Source organism: Aeromonas sp. 1805 (assembly GCF_013085525.1).
GTDB classification, from domain to species: Bacteria; Pseudomonadota; Gammaproteobacteria; order Enterobacterales; family Aeromonadaceae; genus Aeromonas; species Aeromonas hydrophila.
This window is the reverse complement of the sequence record NZ_CP038515.1, coordinates 2,576,729-2,597,353: the sequence shown is the minus strand read 5'-3', so window position 1 is coordinate 2,597,353 and position 20,625 is coordinate 2,576,729. Positions and strand designations below refer to the sequence as shown.

The following is a 20,625-nucleotide window of genomic DNA, read 5'->3' as shown; positions in this document are numbered from 1 at the left end:
CGCCTGAGGGCGCCGTTTTTATGGCATACTCCCCGCCAATCGATGCCGAGGAGACCCTTTGATGGCGAAGTACGACAAGATTTCCCCCGAGACCCAGCAGGAGGCGATGAAAATTGCCCGTGCCAACCAGAAGCCGGGGCAGACCAAGGAGCAGACCCAGCTGATCGCGCAGGGGATCCAGAAAGGCATAGACGAATACAAGAAACAGATGAAGGTGCGGGCCCGCGAGGCCAGCCGTCAGAAAAAACTGCAAGCCAAGGCCAAACAGTCCCACGCAGCGCCGCAGGATGAGGAACCGGACGACATCGTCGAACTGGTCGAGGTTTCTCGCCAGCATCCGCTGCCCTGGCTGCTGCTGGCCATCAGCTGGCTGGGCTTTGCCGCCTGGTTCTGGCTGCGCTGAAGCCCAGGCCGACAAACCTTTGCCCGGGATCTGCTTCACAGCCCGGGCCCTTGTGGCTGGTCATCCCCGCCCCGGGCTGATTAAATCCCGCCACTGCTGCTCACGCCTTTTTTCAGGATACCCGTTATGAACCCGGCTCCACTCTACCTGCTGGCACCCCTGGTGCTCTTCATCGTGACCCTGTTGCTCTATCGCATCTCGCCGCTGCGCGCCGTTGCGGCCGGCAGCGCCCGCTGGTTTATTCTGCCGGCCTTCACCCTCTTCATCCTGCTCATCATCATCAATGGTGCGGCAGACCCGAGCCTGCGCAACCCGGCCTTTCACTGGCTGATGCCGGGGCTCGGCTTCGCCCTCAGCCTGTTCCCTGCCCTGCCCAAGGCGCTGGTGCCGCGCCTGGCGATCAAGGAGGGAGCCTTCGCCGCCATCGGCCTGATGTTGATGAGCCTGGCCATGGTCTACTGACCGGCTCGCCACTGATGCGAACATGACTCAAGGGGCACTCTGTGACGGGGGCCCCTTGTACAAACAATGGCCTGCAGGCATCTTGGGGGGAGGATAGCCAGCAAGGAGGCCAAATGGACAATCCGCCCGATTTCATGGCGCAGTGGGATTATCGGGATCCCGCCGCCAGCTCCCTGCGTTTTCATGCCCTGTTGCCCGAGGCGCGCGCCGCCGCCGATCTGCAGTACGAGCTGGAACTGCTCACCCAGATAGCCCGCACCCATTCGCTGCAACGCCAGTTTGCACAGGCGCACCAGTTGCTCGACGAGATAGAGCCCCGCCTCACCGACGTCACTCCGCGAGCCCGCCTGCACGCCCTGCTGGAGCGCGGCCGTACCTTCAACTCCGCCGGCGACAAGGCCAGCGCCAAGACGCTGTTTGAGCAAGCCTGGCAGCTGGGGCTCAAGCACAAGGAGCTCTATCTCGCCATCGATGCCGCCCACATGATCGCCATCGCCGCACCGCTGGAAGAGCAGAGCCGCTGGCATCAACTGGCGATGGAGCTGGCCGAGCGCAGTACCGATCAAAAGGTGCGCGGCTGGCTCGCCACCCTTTACAACAACCAGGGCTGGACCCTGTTCGAGCTGGGTCGTTTCGATGAGGCCAGGGGCTTGCAGCAAAAATGTCTGGCCTGGCACGAGCAGCACAACAACCAGGCCAAGGCCTTTATCGCCCGCTGGAGTCTGGCCCGTCTGCTGCGGGCTCAGGGGCAGCACGAACAGGCGCTGGCCGACCTGATGCAGCTGAAGGGTGATATGGCGGCTGCCGGGGTGGCGGAGGATGGCTATCTGTTCGAGGAGCTGGGGGAGAATGCGCTGGTACTGGATGATCCGGCTGCGGCCGAATACTTCTCCCGCGCCTGGTTCCTGCTCTCGCAGGATCGCTGGCTCAAGGCCAACGAGGCCGAGAGGCTCGCCCGCCTCAAGCTCTTGGCCAAGCTCTAGCAAGCCACCGCCACAAACGCAGCGGGGCGGCCAATCGGCTGCCCCGCACATTTATCCCCCGGGAGGGTGACCCCCTGCCGACACCGGCCTCACGCCAGACTTGCCTCTTCCCAACCCTGTTTCTTGCGATAGATGGTGGAAGGGCTGATCTCCAGCAACGCCGCCGCCTTGGGGATGTTGCCGTCACAGCTGGCGATGGCCTGCTCTATGGTCTCTTTTTCCACCAGCCAGAGCGGGCGGATCGGGGCATTGGCCGCCACCACGGCACCACTGCCGGTCGCCGCCGCAGCGGGGATCGCCGCCAGCGGGCTGGCACGGCTGCCGTTGAGCGGAGGTGGCAGGATGTCGGGGCTCACCAGCTCGCGATCGTTGAGCACCACTATGTTGCGCACCACGTTCTGCAGCTCGCGCACGTTGCCGGGCCAGGGGTAATCGAGCAGCACCCGCGCCGCCTCGGCATCGAAATCCTTGAAGCGCTTGTTCTCTTCCTTGGCATAGCTCTGCAGCAGGGTTCGCGCCAGCAGCAGTATGTCCTCGCCCCGCTCGCGCAGCGGCGGCAGGCTGAGGGGGATGACGTGCAGCCGGTAGTAGAGATCCTCGCGAAAACGCCCCGCCTTCACCTCCAGCAGGGGATCCCGGTTGGTGGCGCAGACGAAGCGCACGTCGACCGTCTCCAGCTTGCCGCTGCCGACCCGCTGCAGGGTGCCGGTCTGGATGAAGCGCAGCAGCTTGCTCTGCAGGTCCAGATCCATCTCGCAGATCTCGTCCAGAAACAGGGTGCCGCCGTCCGCCAGGCTGGCCGCCCCCTTGCGATCCCCCTGCGCTCCGGTGAACGACCCCTTCACGTGGCCGAAGATCTCGCTCTCCATCAGGTCGTGGGGAATGGCGGCGCAGTTGAGGGCGATGAAGGGCTGCTCGCGACGGGGGCTGCACTGGTGGATAGCCTCGGCGCACACCTCCTTGCCGGTGCCGCTCTCGCCGGTGATGAACACGGTCGCCTTGCTCGGCGCCGCACTCTCGATGATGCGATAGACCGCCTGCATCGGCATGGAGGCACCGATGAAGCCGGCAAACGAGCTACGCTCGAAGTTCTCCCGATACTGGGCCACCAGCGAGCTGAGCTGCTGGTGCTTGAGGGCATTGCGCGCGGTGGCGCACAGCCGCTTGCCGTCGAACGGTTTGGTCAGAAAGTCGAAGGCGCCGAGCCGCATCGCCTCCACCGCCACGTCCACCGAGCCGTGGGCGGTGATCACCACCACCGAGCAGGGCAGCTGCTGTTCGGTGATCTGCTGCAGGATGTCCATGCCGGACATGTCGGGCAGCTCGAGATCCAGCAGCACCACCGGCGGCGGGCTGCTCAGCAGCTGCGCCAATGCCTGCTGGCCGCAATCGGCCCGCAGCACCTCGTAGCCATCCTGGGCCAGATACTGTTCATAGACCACCGCCAGACTGCGGGTATCTTCCACCAACAGGACTCGAGGTTTGCTTTCCGCCACGGGAGCCATCCTTGCAATTGATTTTGTTGTCTATTTCGGGTGTCGTTCGCCATGTTAGCACAGTTGGCGATACTCTCTTTTATCCCGCCATTCGGGCGGAGTTACAAGTAAAAACGGCTCCCTAAGGAGCCGTTTTTTCAACGTTTTCCGCTTACTTCTTGGCGTTGTCGCCATCGGCAGCCGGCTTCTCGATAGCCAGCAGCTCAACGTCGAATACCAGCACGGCATTGGCCGGGATGGAACCCGCACCGTGTTCGCCATAGGCCAGCTTGGACGGCAGGAAGAACTTGAACTTGGAACCGACCGGCATCAGCTGCACGCCTTCGGTCCAGCCCGGGATCACCTGGTTGAGCGGGAAGGTGGCCGGCTCGCCGCGATCGACGGAGCTGTCGAACTTGGTACCGTCAGTCAGGGTACCGGTGTAGTGGACCTTGACGATGTCGGTGGCCTTCGGCTTGGCGCCGGTACCCATCTTCTCGACCTGGTATTGCAGGCCGGATTCGGTGCTCTTCACGCCCTCTTTCTTGGCGTTGGCAGCCAGGTACTCTTCACCCTTCTTCTGGTTTTCCACGGCATCCTTGTCAGCCTTGGCCTTGGTCAACTCGTTGATCTTGGCGTCGTACTGCTGCAGAACCTTCTGGATCTCCTCGTCGGTCATCTTGGCTTCTTTGCCCAGACCGTCGGTCACACCCTTGAGGATGACGCTGTTGTCCAGCTTGATGCCGAGTTCCTGCTGACGTTCCAGGGTATTGGCGATATAACGACCCATGGAGAGGCCAATTGCATAGCCGGATTGCTCTTCAAAGCTCTTGGCTTCAGCCTTGGGGGCCTCTGCCGGCTTGCTGGCTTCTGCCTTGACCTCTGCGGTATTCGCAGCAGTCTTCTCGTCTTTTTGGCAAGCAGTCAGACTCACGGCAACTGCCGCGGCCAACAGGGACACCTTCAGAAAATTGTTCATCAGTTTCTCCAAAACTCTAAATACCGCTCTCGGTTCCTTCGTGAAATGAGAGGTTTATCGTGATAAGCGCCTTATACTAACGCCGTGATCGCAGGTAACGAAAGCATGAGACAGGAAAAATGATAAAAAGTGCCATTTATCTCGTCGCGATTTGCCTGATGCTGACAGGCTGCGAACAGAGCTCATCGCCGGACCGACAACTGACCCTCGCCAACCAGGGGCTGCTGAGCGCCGATCTGGCCAGCGACGGCAAGCAGGCCATCGTCTCCAGCCTGAGCCAGGGCACTGTGGTGTGGGACCTGGAACAGGGCAAGGAGCGCTGGCGCTGGCGCCAGTCCGACAATCCGGACAACTTCATCATCATCACCCGTTTCTCGACGGACGACAGCCACGCCGTGACGGCCACCCCCGACAGTTTCGGGATCTGGCGCCTGCAGGATGGCCAGTCGCAAGGCTACTATTCGCTTCCTGAATCCAGGCTGAGGGACATCGCCCTGTCGGCCGACGGTCGCCAGGTGCTGATCGGCCGGGAAGACGGCAAGGCGGAAGTGGTGGATACCCGCACCGGCCGCCGGCTGCAGTTTCTCGGCCACACCGAGCAGGTCAACACGGTGGATCTCTCCCCCAACGGCCGCTACGCCCTCACCGGCGGCAACGACTACAGTGCCTACCTGTGGGACACCCGCTCAGGCCAGGTGGTGTGGCGCTTCAACCATGCCGGCCGGGTGGTGCTGGCCCGGCTCGACCCGAGCGGACGGCTCGCCTTCACCGCCGACAGCCGCCAGGCCAGCATCTGGGATCTGACAACCGGCAAGGAGCTGAGCCGGCTGCAGTTCGATCACCGCTTCGAGGTCTACACCGCGGCGCGTTTTGCCAACGACGGCAAGTGGCTCATCACCGGCGCCCCCTCCCGCCAGCTATCCCTGTGGCAGGTGAGCGACGGCAGCCTGCTGCAGAGCTGGCGCGTCTCGCCCCATCCCAAAGTGAAACCGCCGAGCGCAGTGGTCTACGGCGTGGCTTTGCGCGACAATAGTCACCTTGTCAGCGCCAGCTCCAGCGGCCTGGCCGAAATCTGGACTATCAAGTAAGGACCAAAAGGCCCATGAGTCAGCAATTAAACGATCGCCTCGAAACCCTGGAAAGCCGCCTCGCCTTCGCCGAATACACGGTGGAGCAGCTCAACGACGAGGTTACCACCCAGGGCCGCGAGCTGGATCGGCTCAAGCATCAGATCCAGCTGCTGGTGGACAAGCTGCAGAGCGTGCAGCCGAGCCAGATCGCCAGCATGGCAGAAGAGACCCCGCCACCGCACTACTGATGAGTGCCAGCCATAAAAAAACCCGCGCCAGGCGCGGGTTTTTTTATCATCGGCAATGCCGTGATCAGTGCTGATGGCCCTTGCCACCGCAACCGCCGCCACCGCAGCAGCCGCCGTGACCTTGGTCGTCGCCGTGGTCATGACCGTGATCGTGGCCGTGATGGCCACCACCGCAGCAACCGCCGTGCTCATGACCGTGGTCGTGATCATGGTCGTGGCCATGATCGTGACCGCAACCACCGGCACCGTGAACGTGGCCGTGGGCCAGCTCTTCGGCAGTGGCGGCGCGCACGTCCTTGATCTCGACCTTGAAGCCCAAGGTCACGCCAGCCAGCGGATGGTTGCCATCCACCTTGACGAACTCTTCGGACACTTCGATCACGGTCACCGGACGGTGGCCGTCGTCGGTCTCGGCCACAAAAGTATCCCCTTCAGACACTTCCATGCCGTCGAACAGCTCGCCGGGCACTTCCTGCACCAGGTTCTCGTCGTACTGGCCATAGGCCTGCTCCGGCGTCAGGGTGACGTCGAACGCCTCGCCCACGCTGCGACCTTCCAGCTCGGCTTCGAGGCCGGAGACCAGATAACGGGTACCGTGCAGATACACCAGAGGCTCTTTACCGACAGTGGTGTCGATGACTTCACCGTGTTCGTCGGTGACCGTGTATTCCAGCGTAACCACGCTCAGGGGAGCTACTTTCATGTCAGGGATCCTGCGGATAGAAAAAAACGGGCCCAGAATACCTCAAAAAGGCAGACAAGCATATGGTCGGTCCGGCTTCAGCATGATGAAAAAGCAATCAACAGCCACCAGCCTGACCGGCGTGTCATCACCTTGAGGCCGGCACTCACTCGGGACGAAACACGCCGATTACCTGTTCCGTCTCCCGGGTCACCTTGTCCACCTCGGCCTGGGTCTGTACCTGGGTATCCCCGCACTCGACACAGGTCACCTTCTCGACTCCATGCTCCATATACAGCATCATGGTGTCCATTTTGCCGCACGCCGGGCAGACCGCACCGGCAATGAAGCGTTTTTTACGTCTGGTTTCCATTTTTGTTACCTCCAGGCAGCATCATATCAGGGTTTTTACATGCATCACGCCATCGAATATCAGCATTTTTCCACTCCGCATCTGCAAGTCGGTGCCCGCAAGCGCGCGCCGGTGGGCCAGCTGCTGCGGATCACCCGGGGCGCGGCGCTGCTGCGACTCGGCGCCCATGAGTGGCTGATGCCGACGGGAAGCCACTTCTGGCTCTGTGCCGATGCCCTGGCCGCATTCACCCCGCTGGCGGGCTGCCAGCATGATCTGCTGACCTGCTCGGTACGCGTGGAGCAGCCAGAGCGGGCGGGCTGGCTGCAGCCTACCCCGCTGCTGACGGCGCTGCTCGACGGCCTGGCCCAGTGGCAGCGCCCCCGCGACTGGCAAGGTGCCTATGGCCACCGCTTGCAGGTAATTCTCGACGAGCTGCCGGCCTGCCCCATTGCCCCCCAGCCAGACAATGCCCTGCAGGCCGCCTGGCAGGCGCTGGCAAACGGTCAGGAGGGCAGCGATGCGGCATGGCAGCAATGTCTGGCGCAGCGTGGCCTCAGCGACCCGGCGCTGGCTAGCGATGCGCTGCGCGCCCAGTGGCAGCTGCTGCAAGCGGTACGGCTGCTCAAGAGCGGCAGCCAACGCGCCCAGGTGGTGAGCAAGCTGGGTTATGGGGATGAAGCCGCGCTCGCCCACGCCTGCCAGCAGTGGCTCGGCACCCCGCTGGAGGCGTTGCAGGCGCGCTGAACGCCCCTCCCATGAGGGCCCCAGGCAGTGCGCACAGGTGCGGATTGCGGCAATAAATGGATGAAATGAGTCCAGTTTTGCGGCCAATGGTCGTTAATAACCACAAGGCCATTTCTTCTATAATCCTTTATGCTAGGGGCCTGAATTGACTGATACCGTTTTGACTCACAGGACATCTGCCATGAAAAGCAAGGCCAACCAATCCCAGGGCATGTTGCTGTTTCATCTCTCGGCCAAGCAATCCTTCGCCATCGGCACCCTCAAGGTGAAAGAGATAGTGCCCTACACCCAGCTGACGGCCATGCCGCACTCGCACCCGACCGTGCTCGGCGCCGCCAGCATGCGTGGCACCACCATCCCGGTGATCGACATGGCCATGGCGGTGGGTTATCGCCCGATCAGCAAGGAAGAGATGCCGCACTGCTTCATCATCATCACCGACTGCCGCCGTACCCTGGTGGGTTTTCTGGTGCGCGGCATCGACAAGATCACCGAGTGCAACTGGCGCGACATCGAGCCGCCGCCCGCCACCCTCGGCCACAACGTGTTCGTCACCGGCGTGACCCGGGTCAATGACCAGCTGATCCAGTTGCTGGACGTGGAGCTGATCCTCTCCCGGGTCTATCCGGACGATCCCAGCCATCTCTACCCAGTGCTGACCGATGTGCAGCGGGAGCGGATCAAGCCGATGCGGATCCTGCTGGTGGATGACTCCTCGGTCGCCCGTCGCCAGCTGATGGCGGCGCTGGACTACATCAACATCCCCTACGAGGTGTGCACCAACGGCAAGGATGCGCTGACCCTGATGCAGACCCGCGCCAGCCAGAAGACCCCCATCGACATTCTGGTGAGCGACATCGAGATGCCGGGGCTCGACGGCTATGAGCTGGCCTTCGAGGTGCAGAGTGACGCCAAACTGGCGGGCGCCTACATCATCCTGCACACCTCGCTCTCCAGCGAGATCAGCGTGGAGCGGGCCCATCAGGTGGGCGCTCACGAGGCGCTGACCAAGTTTGAAGCCAACGAACTGATCCAGGCCATGCTGCGCGGTGCCGAGCACCACGACAGCCTGCCGGCCTGATCCCGACGGCGAGAAGCCCGGCTTCTCGCCGTTGCCTTTTCTGTCCCTGTCACCCCGCGGACCCAGCATGCTGATCGAAAGCCACTTCCACGCCCCCTGGTGGGCGCGCAATCCCCATCTGCAAACCATTTTGCCCAAGTGGCTGCGCCGCCAACCGGCCCGCTTCGTGGCGGAGCGCTTCGAGCTGGCGGACGGCGACTTCGTCGATCTCGCCTGGAGCGGCGAGATCAGCCGGGATGAGCGGCCGCTCATCGTGCTGTTTCACGGGCTGGAGGGGAGCATTCACTCCCACTACGCCAAGGGACTGTTCGCTCACCTGCAACGCCAAGGCAACGAGGCGGTACTGATGCACTTTCGCGGCTGCAGCGGCGAACCGAACCGGCTGCTGCAGGCCTATCACTCCGGCGCCATCGAGGATGCCCAGGCGCTGATCGCCGAGCTGGGCCGCCGCTTTCCCGGCAAACCGCTCATCGCCATCGGCTATTCGCTGGGGGGCAACATGCTGGTCAATCTGCTGGCACGCGCCTGCCCGAGCGAGCTGACGGCGGCGGTGGTGATCTCGGCACCGCTGCGGCTGGACAGCTGCGCCGATCGGGTTAATCAGGGCTTCTCGCGGGTCTATCAGAGCTATCTGCTGCGCACCATGCGCCACAACCTGCAGCAGAAGATCCAGCGGCAGGCGGCGGCCGGCGCCCGCTGGCAGCCACAGCAGGTGCGCGCCATCGCCACCCTGCGCGACTTCGATGAGCAGGTCACGGCGCCGCTGCACGGTTTTGACAGTGCCGATCACTACTATCAGCGCTGCTCGGGCCTGGGCATGCTGGCACGGATCCCCATCCCCACTCTGGTGATCCACGCCGCCGACGATCCCTTCATGACCGAGGCGGTGATCCCGCAGGCCGAACAGCTCTCACCCATGGTGCGCTACGAGCTGAGCCGCCAGGGCGGCCACGTGGGCTTCCTGCACGGTACCCCATGGCGACCGCGGTTCTGGCTGGAAGAGCGGATCAGCCAGTGGCTGCGAGAACAGACTCAGGGGGCGAGCCGGTAGCCGTTGCGGCCAGCCTCCTTGACCTGATAGAGCGCTTCGTCGGCGCGCACCAGCATGTCGGCGATGCCATCCTGCCCCCCGTGCCACAGGGCGATGCCCTGACTCACGGTGACCCGATCCGACACCTCAGACAGCGCATGAAGAATGCCTCGCCCGGCCAGCGCGGCGGCAATGCGTTTGGCGATGGCGCTGGCGGCCAGTGCATCGGCACCGGGCAGCAGCAGCACGAACTCCTCCCCGCCATAGCGGGCCACCACGTCAGCCGGCTGGCGAATGGCCTCGCGCAGGCAGTCGGCCACCGCGATCAGGCAGTTGTCCCCCTGCAGATGGCCGTAGTGATCGTTGAAGCGTTTGAAGAAGTCCACGTCCAGCAGCAGGATGGCAAACTCGCCGTGCTGCTCTCTCGCCTCCTGCAGAATCTGCTCGCTGACGTTGTCGAAGTGGCGCCGGTTGGCCAGCCCGGTCAGCGGATCCCGCTTGGCCATGGCATCGAGCTGGCGAGCCAGGGTCAGATTCTCGTGCTCACGGGACACCGCCAGTTCGAACCAGCCGTTGAGCATGCGCCTGCCCGTCTCCAGCATGATGATGAGGCAGCCCACCGCCATCCAGTGCACCGCCGGAAACGGCACCTTGACCAGCAGCGCCTCCAGCAGCAGAAACAGCAGCGGCGGTGTGCTGAAGCAGTAGAACAGCCGCACCTCGCAATAGAGCGCCACCAGCGCCGTCATCAGCAACATGCTGATGAGATCGAACGCCAGGCTGAAACCGCCTCTTAGCTCCACCAGGGCGATGGCGTAGCCGAGCAGCGCCCAGCCAGTCCCCCATAGCAGGGCGCCGGCACGCAGGCAGGGCTGCCAGATGGCGGGGGGCTGGCGGGAGAGCCAGTGCCAGAACAGCGGAAACGACAGGCAGGCCAGCGTCATCAGCACCAGCTGCACCTCGTAGCTCCAGGGCAGTACCCGGGCCACCACCAGATGGGCGTCCTGATAGACATAGAAGCGCGCCAGCAGGAACAGGATCGCCAGCTGGTTGACGGCCCAGAACCAGCGCAACCCCTTGCTCAGGGCGTGACGGCGAGACTCATACAGATGGTGTTCGAGGTGGCTGGAGAGACGACGTTGTTCATCAGAGAGCATGTTCATACCTGCTTGCTGCCATATAAATCCCTTGCGCTTGCTGCCGACAGATAGACAATACCCGCTCTCTGGTAACGGAAGATGAAACCATGATTATCCCCTGGCAAGAGCTGGATGCAGACACCCTCAACAACCTGCTCGAGCACTTCGTGCTGCAAGAGGGCACCGAGTACGGCGAACATGATGTCAGTCTGGCCGACAAGGTCGCCGATGTCAGGACACAGCTGCAGCAGGGGCTGGCCGTGATCGTTTACAGCGAGCTGCACGAAAGCGTGAACATAGTACCCAAGGCGACCCTCGACAGGGCTCAGGTGGACGATATACCGGAATAGCCGGCCCATTGCCATCCCGATCTGGGTCTTGCCAGCCGGGCCGACACGATGGCGGCACCAACCCGACAGTTCCCGCCGGGCTAGCGCGTCCCTTTCAGAAAATAAAAATGGCCTTCCGAACTAGCGGAGGGCCATTTTTATTGTGAGCAGAGTGAGCTCTGCCGGATGTCATGCATTGATTGGTGCCCCGCGGCAATATGCTGCGGGGAAATAGGCCATATCAATACCGGTTTAATTAATAGTGGCGAGCCATGCAGAGAACCTGGCCATAGCGGCAATATAAAATTAATAAAGTGAATCAGCTCACAATATTAAATAAATATGACAAGGACGCTCACCAACAATAGTGACGAAAATAGTCTTGTGCAGCGTGAATAGATGCCGCACTGCCATTGCACTGAAACATAGCGGCAGCGTGGCATGGTCTTTTTATTTCATTACCGATTCGCCCCGCCCAATGGCGTAGTAATGAAAACCATGATCTTTCATCCGGCCCGGATCAAACAGGTTGCGGCCATCAACGATCAGCGGATAACGCAACGCCTGCTTGATGGCGGCAAAATTGGGGGCCTTGAAATGGTTCCACTCGGTGCAGATCACCAGGGCATCCGCACCAAACAGCGCCGCCTCCTTGGTGCCCATCAGCCGCAGCTTGTCACAGTTGCCGTAGATCTGCTGGGCCTCCTGCATCGCCTCGGGATCGTAGGCCTGCACGGTCGCCCCGGCCTGCCACAACGCCTCCATCAAGGCCCGGCTCGGCGCCTCGCGCATGTCGTCGGTGTTGGGCTTGAACGCCAGCCCCCACAGGGCGATGGTCTTGCCGGCCAGGCTCTCCCCTTCGGCGTGGAAGAACGCTGACAACAGCTGAAACAGCCGCGATTTTTGCAATTCATTGACTCGCTCCACCGCCCGGATCAGCGGCGTGTCGTACTCCAGCTCCTGGGCCGTGGCCAGCAAGGCTTTGACATCCTTGGGAAAACAGGAGCCGCCATAGCCGCAACCCGGGTAGATGAACTGATAGCCGATGCGCTGGTCCGAGCCTATCCCCTGGCGCACCATCTCGATGTCGGCGCCGACCCGCTCGGCCAGCCCGGCCATCTCGTTGATGAAGCTTATCTTGGTGGCCAGCATGCAGTTGGCGGCGTACTTGGTCAGCTCGGCGCTGCGCACATCCATGAACAGGATGCGGTCGTGGTTGCGGTTGAACGGCTCGTAGAGCTCGCGCATCAGCTGGCGGGAAGCCTCGTTGGCGGTGCCCACCACGATGCGATCCGGCCGCAGGCAATCCTGGATGGCGGAGCCCTCTTTCAGAAATTCGGGGTTGGAGACCACGTCGAAGGCGAACGACTGATCCCGCTGCTGCAGGATGGTGTTGACCCTGGCGGTCACCTTGTCGGCGGTGCCCACCGGCACGGTCGACTTGTTGACGATGATGACAGGCCGATCGCGATACTGGGCGATGGTCTCGGCCACCGTCAGCACGTGGCTCAGATCGGCGGAACCATCTTCCCCCGGTGGCGTGCCTACTGCCAGAAACTGCACATCGCCGTGTTTGACGGCCAGCACGGCGTCCGTGGTGAACACCAGGGCGCCGCTCTTGATGTTGCGCTGCAGCAGGGATTCGAGACCGGGTTCATAGATGGGCACCTGGCCATCCATCAGGGCTGCCACCTTCTGTTCATCGACATCGACACAGATCACCTGATGACCGACGTCGGCCAGTACGGTGGCCTGAACCAGGCCCACGTAGCCACTTCCAAATACAGTAATGTTCATATTGATACAACCAAAATGTCAGAGAAAATGTAATTTGGAAAAACAAGAGTTGGGGGGGTTATAAATATTTATCACATTACCTAAGATGACCGCACCAGTTAATTGTTACCAGCTGTTTCTGGACCATTGCAGGCCCGCTTTTATATACGTTATGTTGAGTGCAATTTGTTGGGGCTGCCCGCTTTTACGGGCACTGATTAATATTCTTCGTTGGATCTCTTATGCAAGATTTTCTGCCATTTTCGAGGCCCGCCATCGGTGATGCCGAGATAAGTGCTGTCTGTGACGTATTGAAATCGGGCTGGATCACCACGGGCCCGAAGAATCATGAACTGGAACAGCAATTCTGCGACACATTCGGCTGCCAGCACGCGGTCGCGCTCTGCTCCGCCACCGCCGGCATGCACGTCACTCTGCTGGCGCTGGGCATAGGCCCGGGAGATGAGGTGATCACCCCCTCCCAGACCTGGGTCTCCACCATCAACATCATCACCCTGCTGGGGGCCGAGCCGGTCTTCGTCGACGTGGACCCGGATACCCTGATGACCAGCGCCGAGCTGATCGCGCCGCTCATCACCGCCAACACCAAAGCCATCATCCCGGTCCACTACGCCGGTGCCCCGGTCGATCTGGATCCGATCCTGGCGCTGGCCGGCCAGCACGGCATACCGGTCATCGAGGATGCCGCCCACGCGGTCGGCACCCGCTACCGGGAGCGCTGGATCGGTGCCAGCGGCACCGCCATCTTCTCCTTCCACGCCATCAAAAACCTGACCTGCGCCGAAGGGGGCATGCTGGTGACCGACGACAAGGCGCTGGCGGACAAGGTTCGGATGCTCAAATTCCACGGCCTGGGGGTGGATGCCTTTGATCGCATGAGCCTGGGCCGCAAGCCGCAGGCGGAGGTGATCACCCCGGGCTTCAAATACAACCTGGCCGACATCAACGCCGCCATCGCCCTGGTGCAGCTGGCGCGTCTGCCCGAGCTCAACGCCAAGCGGGCCGAACTGGTGGCCCGCTACCAGGAGCGGCTGGCCGGCCTGCCGCTGGCGCCGCTCGCCGTGCCGGACTACCCCCACCTGCACGCCTGGCACCTGTTCATGGTGCGGGTCGACCCGGATCGCTGCGGGCTCGGCCGGGATCAGCTGATGCAGGCACTGCAGGAGCGCGGCATCGGTACCGGTCTGCACTTTCGGGCGGCCCACACCCAGAAATACTACCGCGAACGCTATCCGACCCTCAGCCTGCCTCATACCGAGTGGAACTCGTCACGCCTGTGCACCCTGCCACTCTTCCCGGACATGACGCTGGCCGACGTCGACCGCGTGGTCGCGGCCCTTATCGACATATTGGAGTAATGCAACGTGAACAACACTGACATCAAGCTGGTTTCGGTGGTCATCCCCGTCTACAACGAGGAGGCCAGCCTGCCCGCGCTGCTGAGCCGGGTCACCGTCGCCTGCGATCTGCTGTCACAGGATTATGAGGTGATCCTGATCGATGACGGCAGCCACGACGGCTCCACCGAGCTCATCAGAGACGCCGCCGCCGTTGAGGGCAGCAAGCTGGTCGGGGTGCTGCTCAACCGCAACTACGGTCAGCACGCCGCCATCATGGCCGGCTTCGAGACCGCCAAGGGGGATCTGGTGATCACCCTGGATGCGGATCTGCAAAACCCGCCGGAGGAGATCCCTCGCCTGGTGGAAGCCGCCATGCAGGGCTACGACGTGGTGGGCACCATGCGCCGCAACCGTCAGGACTCCTGGTTTCGCAAGACTGCCTCCAAACTCATCAACAAGTCGGTGCAAAAGGCCACCGGCGTGCACATGAGCGACTACGGCTGCATGCTACGCGCCTATCGCCGTCACATCATCGACGCCATGCTCTGCTGCCAGGAGCGCAGCACCTTCATCCCCATCCTGGCCAACAGCTTCGCCCGCCGCACCATCGAGCTGGAAGTGGGCCACGCCGAGCGGGCCCACGGCGAATCCAAATACGGGCTGATGCACCTCATCAACCTGATGTATGACCTGGTCACCTGCATGACCACCACCCCGCTGCGGCTGCTCAGCATCGTCGGCAGCGTGGTGGCGGGCATCGGCTTTACCTTCTCCATCCTGCTGATCCTGATGCGCCTCATTCTGGGCGCCGACTGGGCCGCCGATGGCGTCTTCACCCTCTTTGCCATTCTCTTCACCTTTGTCGGCGTGCAGCTGCTGGGCATGGGGCTGCTGGGAGAATACATAGGCCGCATGTACACCGACGTGCGCGCCCGTCCCCGCTACTTCATCCACCAGATCGTGCGCAGCGCCATCACCCCTTCGCAACAGGAAGCTGAACAATGAAAGTCGTCGTCTTTGCTTATCACGATATCGGTTGCACCGGTATCGAGGCCCTGCTCGAGGCAGGCTACGAGATCCAGGCCGTCTTCACCCACGCCGACGATCCGGGCGAGAACCGCTTCTTCGGCTCGGTCGCCCAGCTCTGCGCCGAGCACAACCTGCCGGTCTACTCCCCCGAGGACGTGAACCACCCGCTCTGGATTGAGCGCATTCGCGAGCTGGCGCCCCAGGCCCTCTTCTCCTTCTACTACCGCAACATGCTCAAGCAGGCGATCCTCGACATCCCGACCGTCGGCGCCTTCAACCTGCACGGCTCCCTGCTGCCCGCCTACCGCGGTCGCGCGCCCATCAACTGGTGCCTGGTCAACGGCGAGGCCGAGACCGGCATCACCCTGCACCAGATGACCGCCAAGCCTGATGCCGGCGCCATTGTCGCCCAGCAGGCGGTGACCATTGCCGACGACGACACCGCGCTGACCCTGCACGGCAAGGTGCGTCTCGCCGCCCGTGCACTGCTGGAGCAGGAGCTGCCCAAGCTGCGCGCCGGCGACATCCGCCTCACCCCGCAGGATGAGAGCAAGGCCAGCTACTATGGCCGCCGCACCCCGGCCGATGGCGAGCTGCACTGGCACCGCCCGGCCCGCGAACTGCACAACCTGGTGCGCGCCGTCACCCAGCCCTACCCGGGCGCCTTCAGCTTCGCTGGCGATCGCAAGCTGACGGTGTGGAAGAGCCACTGGCTGGCCCAGCAGAGCGACAAGCAGCCGGGCACCATCCTGAGCCAGGAGCCGCTGCGCATCGCCTGCGGTGCAGGGGTACTGGAGATCGTGGCCGGTCAGGCCGAAGGTGGACTCTATGTGCGCGGCGCCCAGCTGGCCCGCGAACTGGGGCTGGTCGAAGGGATGAAGATCGGCGCCAAGGCGAGCAATGCCCTGCGCAAGGCGCGGCTGACCCGGGTGCTGATCCTCGGCGTCAACGGCTTCATCGGCAACCACCTGACCGAGCGCCTGCTCCAGGATGGCGGCTACGAGGTGTATGGCCTCGACATCGGCTCCAGCGCGGTGGACCGCTTCATCGGTCACCCCAACTTCCACTTCGTGGAGGGGGACATCAGCATCCACACCGAGTGGATCGAGTATCACATCAAGAAGTGCGACGTGATCCTGCCGCTGGTGGCCATCGCCACCCCCATCGAGTACACCCGCAACCCGCTGCGCGTGTTCGAGCTCGACTTCGAGGAGAACCTCAAGATCGTCCGCTACTGCGTGAAGTACCACAAGCGCATCATCTTCCCCTCCACCTCCGAGGTGTACGGGATGTGCGACGATCACAGCTTCGATGAAGACTGCTCCCGCCTCATCGTCGGCCCCATCAACAAGCAGCGCTGGATCTACTCGGTCTCCAAGCAGCTGCTGGATCGGGTCATCTGGGCCTACGGCAAGAAAGAGGGGCTCAACTTCACACTGTTCCGTCCCTTCAACTGGATGGGGCCGCGTCTGGACAGCCTGGACTCCGCCCGCATCGGCAGCTCCCGCGCCATCACCCAGCTGATCCTCAACCTGGTGGACGGCACCCCGATCCAGCTGGTAGACGGCGGCGCCCAGAAGCGCTGCTTCACCGACATCGAGGACGGCATCGAGGCTCTGTTCCGCATCATCGAGAACAAGGAGAACCGCTGCGACGGCCAGATCATCAACATCGGCAACCCGGACAACGAGGCCAGCATCCAGCAGATGGCCGAAATCCTGCTCGCCAAGTTCGAGGCTCACCCGCTGCGCGACCACTTCCCGCCGTTTGCCGGCTTCAAGCTGGTGGAGAGCAAGTCCTTCTACGGTGACGGCTATCAGGACGTCTCCCACCGCCGGCCGAGCATCGCCAATGCCCGCCGCCTGCTGGACTGGGAACCGACCATCGAGATGGAAGAGACCATCGGCAACACCCTGGACTTCTTCCTGCAAGGGGCGGTCACGACGGGAGTCGAGCATGACTGAGGTAGGTCTGCGGATCGACGTCGATACCTTCAGGGGGACCCGTGACGGGGTGCCCCGCCTGCTGCAACTGCTCGACAAGCATCAGGTCAAGGGGAGCTTCTTCTTCTCGGTCGGACCGGACAACATGGGGCGCCACTTGTGGCGCCTGCTAAAACCCCGCTTTCTGCTCAAGATGCTGCGCTCCAACGCAGCATCCCTCTATGGGCTGGACATCCTGCTGGCCGGCACCGCCTGGCCCGGCAAGTCCATCGGCAAGCAGCTCGGCTCCCTGATGCGCGACACCGACAGCGCCCGTCACGAGGTGGGGCTGCACGCCTGGGATCACCACGGCTGGCAGGCCAACACCGGCCGCTGGGACGAAGCCGAGCTCACTCGTCAGACCCGGCTCGGGGTGGATGCGCTCAACCAGATCCTGGGGCGCGAAGTGGATTGCTCCGCCGCCGCCGGCTGGCGAGCCGACCCGCTCACCACCCAGGCCAAGGAACAGTTCGGCTTTCGCTACAACAGCGACTGTCGCGGCAGCGGCCTGTTTCGGCCCCTGCTGCAGGATGGCCGCCCCGGCACCCCGCAGATCCCGGTCAACCTGCCCACCTTCGACGAGGTGGTGGGCCATCAGGTCACGGTCGACGGTTTCAACCATTTCCTGCTGGAGCAGCTGGCGACCCCGCCGGCGCAGGGCCCTCACGTCTACACCATCCACGCCGAAGTGGAAGGGATCGTGATGGCGGATCAGTTCGATGCCCTGCTCGGCGAAGCCAGGGCGCGCGGCATCCGCTTCGTGCCGCTCGGGGATCTGTTACCATCCGACCCGACCACGCTGCCGACCGGCCGGCTGGTCCGCGGCACCCTGCCCGGACGGGAGGGCTGGCTCGGCTGCAAGGCCGAGGCCTGAGATGAATGACGCCACCTCGGGTGGCAGGACTAACCATCGCGCTAATCACACCATGCAACAGAGGATGTCATGACGTTGACCAAGTGGGCCCTGCCCCTGTTCTTTCTCTTCTTTTACCTGCTGCCGCTTGACCAGCGGCCGCTCTGGAGCCCGGACGAAAACCGCTACGCCGAGATCAGCCGGGAGATGGTGAGCACCGGAGACTGGGTCGTGCCCCACTTCCTGGGCTTGCGCTACTTCGAGAAACCCATCGCCGGCTACTGGTTCAACAGCATCAGCCAGCAGCTGTTCGGTGACACCAACTTCGCCGTGCGCTTCGCCTCGGCCGCCGCCACCGGTCTGAGCGCCCTGCTGATCTGCTGGTTTGCCCTGCAGCTGTGGCAGTGCCGGCGCAAGGCCTTCCTGACCGGACTCATCTATCTGTCGCTGCTGATCGTCTACGGCATCGGCACCTACAGCGTGCTGGACGCCATGGTGACCCTCTGGCTCAACGCCGCCATGGTGAGCTTCTACATCATCCGCAAGGAGGGCTCCCTTGGCAGCCGGGTCGGTGGCTATCTGCTGTTCGGCCTCGCCTGCGGCATGGGCTTTCTCACCAAGGGCTTCATCGCCCTGGCGGTGCCGGTGGTGGTCATCGTGCCCTACGTCATCTATCAGCGCCGCCTGCTCGAGCTGGTGCGCTTCGGGCCGCTGGCCATCCTGAGCGCAATCCTGCTGGCCGCCCCCTGGGCCATCGCCGTGCACCTGCGCGAACCGGACTACTGGCACTACTTCTTCTGGGTTGAACACATCCAGCGCTTCGCCGCCGACAACGCCCAGCACAAGGCGCCGTTCTGGTACTACCTGCCCATGGGGCTGCTCGGCACCCTGCCCTGGCTCGGCCTGTTGCCCGGCGCCCTGCGCAAGGGCTGGCAGGAGCGCAAGATAAGCCCGGAAACCCTCTACCTGCTGGCCTGGGTGATCCTGCCCCTGCTGTTCTTCAGCATTGCCAAGGGCAAGCTGCTCACCTACATCCTGCCCTGCTTCGCCCCGCTCGCCATGCTGATGGCCGCCAGCGCCGTCGACCTGCTCAAGGAGGGCAAAGAGCGGGCCTTGCGGGTCAACGCCTGGCTCAACGGCCTGTTCGGCCTCATCTGCCTGGTGGTACTGGCCGTGCTGGCGTTCGCCCCCAGCCACGCCGTCTATGGCGAGGAGGATCACGGTGCGCTGGCGGTGGCCATGGTCATCTTCGCCGGCTGGAGTCTGCTCGGCTTCATCCAGTTGAAAGAGGTCAGCCGCCGCTGGACCCTGAGCGCGCTCTGCCCCATGGTGCTGGCCATCGGCCTGCCCTGGGCGCTGCCGCAATCGCTGATCGACTCCAAGCTGCCGGAGCGCTTCATCGAGGCCAATCAGGCCGTGCTGATGAAGTCAGGCACCCTGCTGGCCAACGACGTCGGACTGGCCTCCTCCCTCGCCTGGGGCACCCAGCGCAGCGAGATCAACCTGTTCGACAGCAAGGGCGAGGTGCATTACGGCCTCGGCTACCCGGATGCGGCGGGGCGCTACGTGGCCCGCGCCGACTTCCCGGCCTGGCTGGAACAGGCGCGCAAGAATGGTCAGGTGGCCCTGCTGATGAAGACCGATCGCGACGGCAATACCGGGCCCGTGCCCCCCGCCGACGAGACCATCGTCAGTCACCGACTGACCCTGCTCATCTACCACGGGGCCCAGTGATGGACATCCTGCTGCTGTTGCTGGTGTGCCTGCTGACCTGCAGCGGCCAGATGCTGCAAAAGCAGGCGGTCGTCAGCTGGCAGCGCCGGCCCTGCAACCACTGGCAGAAGCTACGCTCACCCTGGCTCATCGCCAGCGTGGCGGCGCTCGGCTGCGGCATGCTGCTCTGGATCTACCTGCTGCAGCGGCTGCCGCTCAGCATGGCCTACCCCATGCTCAGCATCAATCTGGTGCTGGTGCTGGTGGGTTCCAGGCTGTTTTTTCACGAGCAGATCAGCTACCACAACTGGCTGGGAGTGGGAGCCATCATAGTGGGCGCCCTGCTGCTGGGAGGTTTGCTATGAGCGATGACCATCCGCAGGCGGGCCAACGACCGGCCAGCCCTGCAAGAGCGGCGCTGAAGGGGTATCTCTACGTGCTCGGCAGCATCTTGCTGGTGACAGCCGCCCAGCTTGGCATGAAGTGGGGGGTGATCCAGCTGCCGACCTGGCAGATGGATCTCGCCGTGATGCTGGCCCATCCGCTGCCACTGCTGGTGATCCTGGCCGGGGTGGGCTGCTACGCCCTGTCGCTGCTCTGCTGGTTGGCGGCACTGCACTCCACCCCGCTCAACATCGCCTACCCCCTGCTCAGCACCAGCTATGCGCTGGTCTACCTGCTGGCGGTCAACATCCCGCTCTTCGCCGAGCCGCTGGAGCCCGGCAAGGCGCTCGGGGTGCTGTTCATTCTGCTGGGGGCCGTACTGGTGGGGATCAAACCTGCGGCCGGCACCAAGCAGGACAGCTAGTCTTTCTCTTTCTTGGTCACAAGGGCTGCCACGGCAGCCTTTTTTGCGTCTGCGACCGATGCCCGCACGCTGGCACACCCGCGAAGCAGTTGCGCGGTGGTACTGTCAGGTCGCACACTTGAC

Annotated in this window: 22 protein-coding genes; 16 read left to right on the top strand and 6 right to left on the bottom strand. The window is 63.2% G+C overall.

The features are described from left to right. Nucleotides 1-61: 61 nt before the first annotated feature. The 3 genes from E5E96_RS12295 (at nucleotide 62) to E5E96_RS12285 (ending at nucleotide 1,848) form a co-directional block, all read left to right on the top strand. A complete protein-coding gene (locus E5E96_RS12295; RefSeq protein WP_016349725.1) occupies nucleotides 62-403 on the top strand; it encodes a DUF2956 domain-containing protein in 342 nt (113 codons plus the stop codon). Between the two features lie 126 nt (nucleotides 404-529). Further along, nucleotides 530-865 (top strand): hypothetical protein, encoded by a 336-nt coding sequence (locus tag E5E96_RS12290; protein WP_171282256.1) that lies wholly within the window; start codon nucleotides 530-532, stop codon nucleotides 863-865. A 113-nt stretch (nucleotides 866-978) separates the two neighbouring features. After that, complete coding sequence (locus E5E96_RS12285) at nucleotides 979-1,848, top strand: tetratricopeptide repeat protein (protein WP_171282255.1); 870 nt, start codon at nucleotides 979-981, stop codon at nucleotides 1,846-1,848. Nucleotides 1,849-1,937: 89 nt separating this feature from the next. Here E5E96_RS12285 and E5E96_RS12280 read toward each other — a convergent pair whose 3' ends face one another. Together E5E96_RS12280 and fkpA are read right to left on the bottom strand one after the other, a co-directional pair. Continuing rightward, complete coding sequence (locus E5E96_RS12280) at nucleotides 1,938-3,344, bottom strand: sigma-54 dependent transcriptional regulator (RefSeq protein WP_171282254.1); 1,407 nt, start codon at nucleotides 3,342-3,344, stop codon at nucleotides 1,938-1,940. Between the two features lie 151 nt (nucleotides 3,345-3,495). Beyond that, a complete protein-coding gene (fkpA, locus tag E5E96_RS12275) occupies nucleotides 3,496-4,302 on the bottom strand; it encodes an FKBP-type peptidyl-prolyl cis-trans isomerase (RefSeq protein ID WP_011704938.1) in 807 nt (268 codons plus the stop codon). Between the two features lie 119 nt (nucleotides 4,303-4,421). Here fkpA and E5E96_RS12270 point away from each other — a divergent pair, with 119 nt between their 5' ends. Together E5E96_RS12270 and E5E96_RS12265 are read left to right on the top strand one after the other, a co-directional pair. Then, nucleotides 4,422-5,390 (top strand): WD40 repeat domain-containing protein, encoded by a 969-nt coding sequence (locus E5E96_RS12270; protein WP_171282253.1) that lies wholly within the window; start codon nucleotides 4,422-4,424, stop codon nucleotides 5,388-5,390. Nucleotides 5,391-5,404: 14 nt separating this feature from the next. Further along, on the top strand, nucleotides 5,405-5,620 hold the full coding sequence (locus E5E96_RS12265) for a SlyX family protein (protein WP_011704936.1): 216 nt from the start codon (nucleotides 5,405-5,407) through the stop codon (nucleotides 5,618-5,620). A gap of 64 nt (nucleotides 5,621-5,684) precedes the next feature. Here E5E96_RS12265 and E5E96_RS12260 read toward each other — a convergent pair whose 3' ends face one another. Both E5E96_RS12260 and E5E96_RS12255 read right to left on the bottom strand, forming a co-directional pair. Then, on the bottom strand, nucleotides 5,685-6,323 hold the full coding sequence (locus E5E96_RS12260) for a peptidylprolyl isomerase (RefSeq protein ID WP_171282252.1): 639 nt from the start codon (nucleotides 6,321-6,323) through the stop codon (nucleotides 5,685-5,687). Nucleotides 6,324-6,468: 145 nt separating this feature from the next. After that, entirely contained in the window at nucleotides 6,469-6,675 is a 207-nt protein-coding gene (locus E5E96_RS12255) for a YheV family putative zinc ribbon protein (RefSeq protein WP_011704934.1), read from the bottom strand. Between the two features lie 39 nt (nucleotides 6,676-6,714). On the opposite strand from E5E96_RS12255, the gene E5E96_RS12250 reads away from it, so the two are divergent. From E5E96_RS12250 to E5E96_RS12240, 3 genes are all read left to right on the top strand, one after another. Then, on the top strand, nucleotides 6,715-7,401 hold the full coding sequence (locus E5E96_RS12250) for a hypothetical protein (protein WP_171282251.1): 687 nt from the start codon (nucleotides 6,715-6,717) through the stop codon (nucleotides 7,399-7,401). Nucleotides 7,402-7,582: 181 nt separating this feature from the next. Next, on the top strand, nucleotides 7,583-8,482 hold the full coding sequence (locus tag E5E96_RS12245; RefSeq protein WP_011704932.1) for a chemotaxis protein: 900 nt from the start codon (nucleotides 7,583-7,585) through the stop codon (nucleotides 8,480-8,482). Nucleotides 8,483-8,549: 67 nt separating this feature from the next. Next, the gene (locus E5E96_RS12240) at nucleotides 8,550-9,533 is read left to right on the top strand and encodes a hydrolase (RefSeq protein WP_171282250.1); all 984 of its coding nucleotides are present in this window, start codon (nucleotides 8,550-8,552) and stop codon (nucleotides 9,531-9,533) included. Here the strand turns inward: E5E96_RS12240 and E5E96_RS12235 are convergent. After that, nucleotides 9,515-10,675 carry a membrane-associated sensor domain-containing protein gene (locus E5E96_RS12235; protein WP_171282249.1) on the bottom strand — a complete coding sequence of 387 codons (1,161 nt, stop codon included), beginning with the start codon at nucleotides 10,673-10,675 and terminating at the stop codon, nucleotides 9,515-9,517. The two genes, E5E96_RS12240 and E5E96_RS12235, sit on opposite strands and share 19 nt — an antisense overlap. A gap of 83 nt (nucleotides 10,676-10,758) precedes the next feature. Between E5E96_RS12235 and E5E96_RS12230 the strand changes: the two genes are divergently transcribed. Further along, a complete protein-coding gene (locus E5E96_RS12230) occupies nucleotides 10,759-11,001 on the top strand; it encodes a YheU family protein (RefSeq protein ID WP_011704929.1) in 243 nt (80 codons plus the stop codon). A gap of 429 nt (nucleotides 11,002-11,430) precedes the next feature. Here the strand turns inward: E5E96_RS12230 and E5E96_RS12225 are convergent, their stop codons facing one another. Continuing rightward, on the bottom strand, nucleotides 11,431-12,777 hold the full coding sequence (locus E5E96_RS12225) for a UDP-glucose/GDP-mannose dehydrogenase family protein (RefSeq protein ID WP_171282248.1): 1,347 nt from the start codon (nucleotides 12,775-12,777) through the stop codon (nucleotides 11,431-11,433). Nucleotides 12,778-12,998: 221 nt separating this feature from the next. On the opposite strand from E5E96_RS12225, the gene arnB reads away from it, so the two are divergent. The 7 genes from arnB (at nucleotide 12,999) to arnF (ending at nucleotide 20,502) form a co-directional block, all read left to right on the top strand. Beyond that, nucleotides 12,999-14,135 carry a UDP-4-amino-4-deoxy-L-arabinose aminotransferase gene (gene arnB / locus E5E96_RS12220; protein ID WP_171282247.1) on the top strand — a complete coding sequence of 379 codons (1,137 nt, stop codon included), beginning with the start codon at nucleotides 12,999-13,001 and terminating at the stop codon, nucleotides 14,133-14,135. A 6-nt stretch (nucleotides 14,136-14,141) separates the two neighbouring features. Beyond that, complete coding sequence (gene arnC / locus E5E96_RS12215; protein WP_171282246.1) at nucleotides 14,142-15,122, top strand: undecaprenyl-phosphate 4-deoxy-4-formamido-L-arabinose transferase; 981 nt, start codon at nucleotides 14,142-14,144, stop codon at nucleotides 15,120-15,122. Beyond that, nucleotides 15,119-17,110, top strand: coding sequence for a bifunctional UDP-4-amino-4-deoxy-L-arabinose formyltransferase/UDP-glucuronic acid oxidase ArnA (arnA, locus tag E5E96_RS12210; protein WP_171282245.1), 1,992 nt, complete (start codon nucleotides 15,119-15,121; stop codon nucleotides 17,108-17,110). Before arnC ends, arnA begins: the two co-directional genes overlap by 4 nt. Beyond that, nucleotides 17,103-18,002, top strand: coding sequence for a 4-deoxy-4-formamido-L-arabinose-phosphoundecaprenol deformylase (gene arnD, locus E5E96_RS12205; RefSeq protein WP_171282244.1), 900 nt, complete (start codon nucleotides 17,103-17,105; stop codon nucleotides 18,000-18,002). Before arnA ends, arnD begins: the two co-directional genes overlap by 8 nt. 69 nt (nucleotides 18,003-18,071) lie before the next feature. After that, nucleotides 18,072-19,715: a lipid IV(A) 4-amino-4-deoxy-L-arabinosyltransferase gene (arnT, locus tag E5E96_RS12200; RefSeq protein ID WP_171282243.1), complete on the top strand. Its 1,644-nt coding sequence runs from the start codon at nucleotides 18,072-18,074 to the stop codon at nucleotides 19,713-19,715. Next, a complete protein-coding gene (locus E5E96_RS12195; RefSeq protein ID WP_024944371.1) occupies nucleotides 19,715-20,059 on the top strand; it encodes an EamA family transporter in 345 nt (114 codons plus the stop codon). The genes arnT and E5E96_RS12195 overlap by 1 nt, the downstream gene beginning before the upstream one ends. Beyond that, nucleotides 20,056-20,502, top strand: coding sequence for a 4-amino-4-deoxy-L-arabinose-phosphoundecaprenol flippase subunit ArnF (gene arnF / locus E5E96_RS12190; RefSeq protein WP_171282242.1), 447 nt, complete (start codon nucleotides 20,056-20,058; stop codon nucleotides 20,500-20,502). The genes E5E96_RS12195 and arnF overlap by 4 nt, the downstream gene beginning before the upstream one ends. The last annotated feature ends 123 nt before the right edge of the window (nucleotides 20,503-20,625 follow it).

Coding starts and splice junctions, on each gene's coding strand:
- fkpA (WP_011704938.1), bottom strand. CDS start 4,302: ATGAACAATTTTCTGAAGGTGTCCCTGTTGGCCGCGGCAGTTGCCGTG.
- E5E96_RS12260 (WP_171282252.1), bottom strand. CDS start 6,323: ATGAAAGTAGCTCCCCTGAGCGTGGTTACGCTGGAATACACGGTCACC.
- E5E96_RS12225 (WP_171282248.1), bottom strand. CDS start 12,777: ATGAACATTACTGTATTTGGAAGTGGCTACGTGGGCCTGGTTCAGGCC.
- E5E96_RS12290 (WP_171282256.1), top strand. CDS start 530: ATGAACCCGGCTCCACTCTACCTGCTGGCACCCCTGGTGCTCTTCATC.
- E5E96_RS12195 (WP_024944371.1), top strand. CDS start 19,715: ATGGACATCCTGCTGCTGTTGCTGGTGTGCCTGCTGACCTGCAGCGGC.
- E5E96_RS12295 (WP_016349725.1), top strand. CDS start 62: ATGGCGAAGTACGACAAGATTTCCCCCGAGACCCAGCAGGAGGCGATG.
- E5E96_RS12285 (WP_171282255.1), top strand. CDS start 979: ATGGACAATCCGCCCGATTTCATGGCGCAGTGGGATTATCGGGATCCC.
- E5E96_RS12270 (WP_171282253.1), top strand. CDS start 4,422: ATGATAAAAAGTGCCATTTATCTCGTCGCGATTTGCCTGATGCTGACA.
- E5E96_RS12250 (WP_171282251.1), top strand. CDS start 6,715: ATGCATCACGCCATCGAATATCAGCATTTTTCCACTCCGCATCTGCAA.
- arnT (WP_171282243.1), top strand. CDS start 18,072: ATGACGTTGACCAAGTGGGCCCTGCCCCTGTTCTTTCTCTTCTTTTAC.
- arnF (WP_171282242.1), top strand. CDS start 20,056: ATGAGCGATGACCATCCGCAGGCGGGCCAACGACCGGCCAGCCCTGCA.
- E5E96_RS12235 (WP_171282249.1), bottom strand. CDS start 10,675: ATGAACATGCTCTCTGATGAACAACGTCGTCTCTCCAGCCACCTCGAA.
- E5E96_RS12255 (WP_011704934.1), bottom strand. CDS start 6,675: ATGGAAACCAGACGTAAAAAACGCTTCATTGCCGGTGCGGTCTGCCCG.
- E5E96_RS12245 (WP_011704932.1), top strand. CDS start 7,583: ATGAAAAGCAAGGCCAACCAATCCCAGGGCATGTTGCTGTTTCATCTC.
- E5E96_RS12230 (WP_011704929.1), top strand. CDS start 10,759: ATGATTATCCCCTGGCAAGAGCTGGATGCAGACACCCTCAACAACCTG.
- E5E96_RS12265 (WP_011704936.1), top strand. CDS start 5,405: ATGAGTCAGCAATTAAACGATCGCCTCGAAACCCTGGAAAGCCGCCTC.
- arnD (WP_171282244.1), top strand. CDS start 17,103: ATGACTGAGGTAGGTCTGCGGATCGACGTCGATACCTTCAGGGGGACC.
- E5E96_RS12240 (WP_171282250.1), top strand. CDS start 8,550: ATGCTGATCGAAAGCCACTTCCACGCCCCCTGGTGGGCGCGCAATCCC.
- arnA (WP_171282245.1), top strand. CDS start 15,119: ATGAAAGTCGTCGTCTTTGCTTATCACGATATCGGTTGCACCGGTATC.
- arnB (WP_171282247.1), top strand. CDS start 12,999: ATGCAAGATTTTCTGCCATTTTCGAGGCCCGCCATCGGTGATGCCGAG.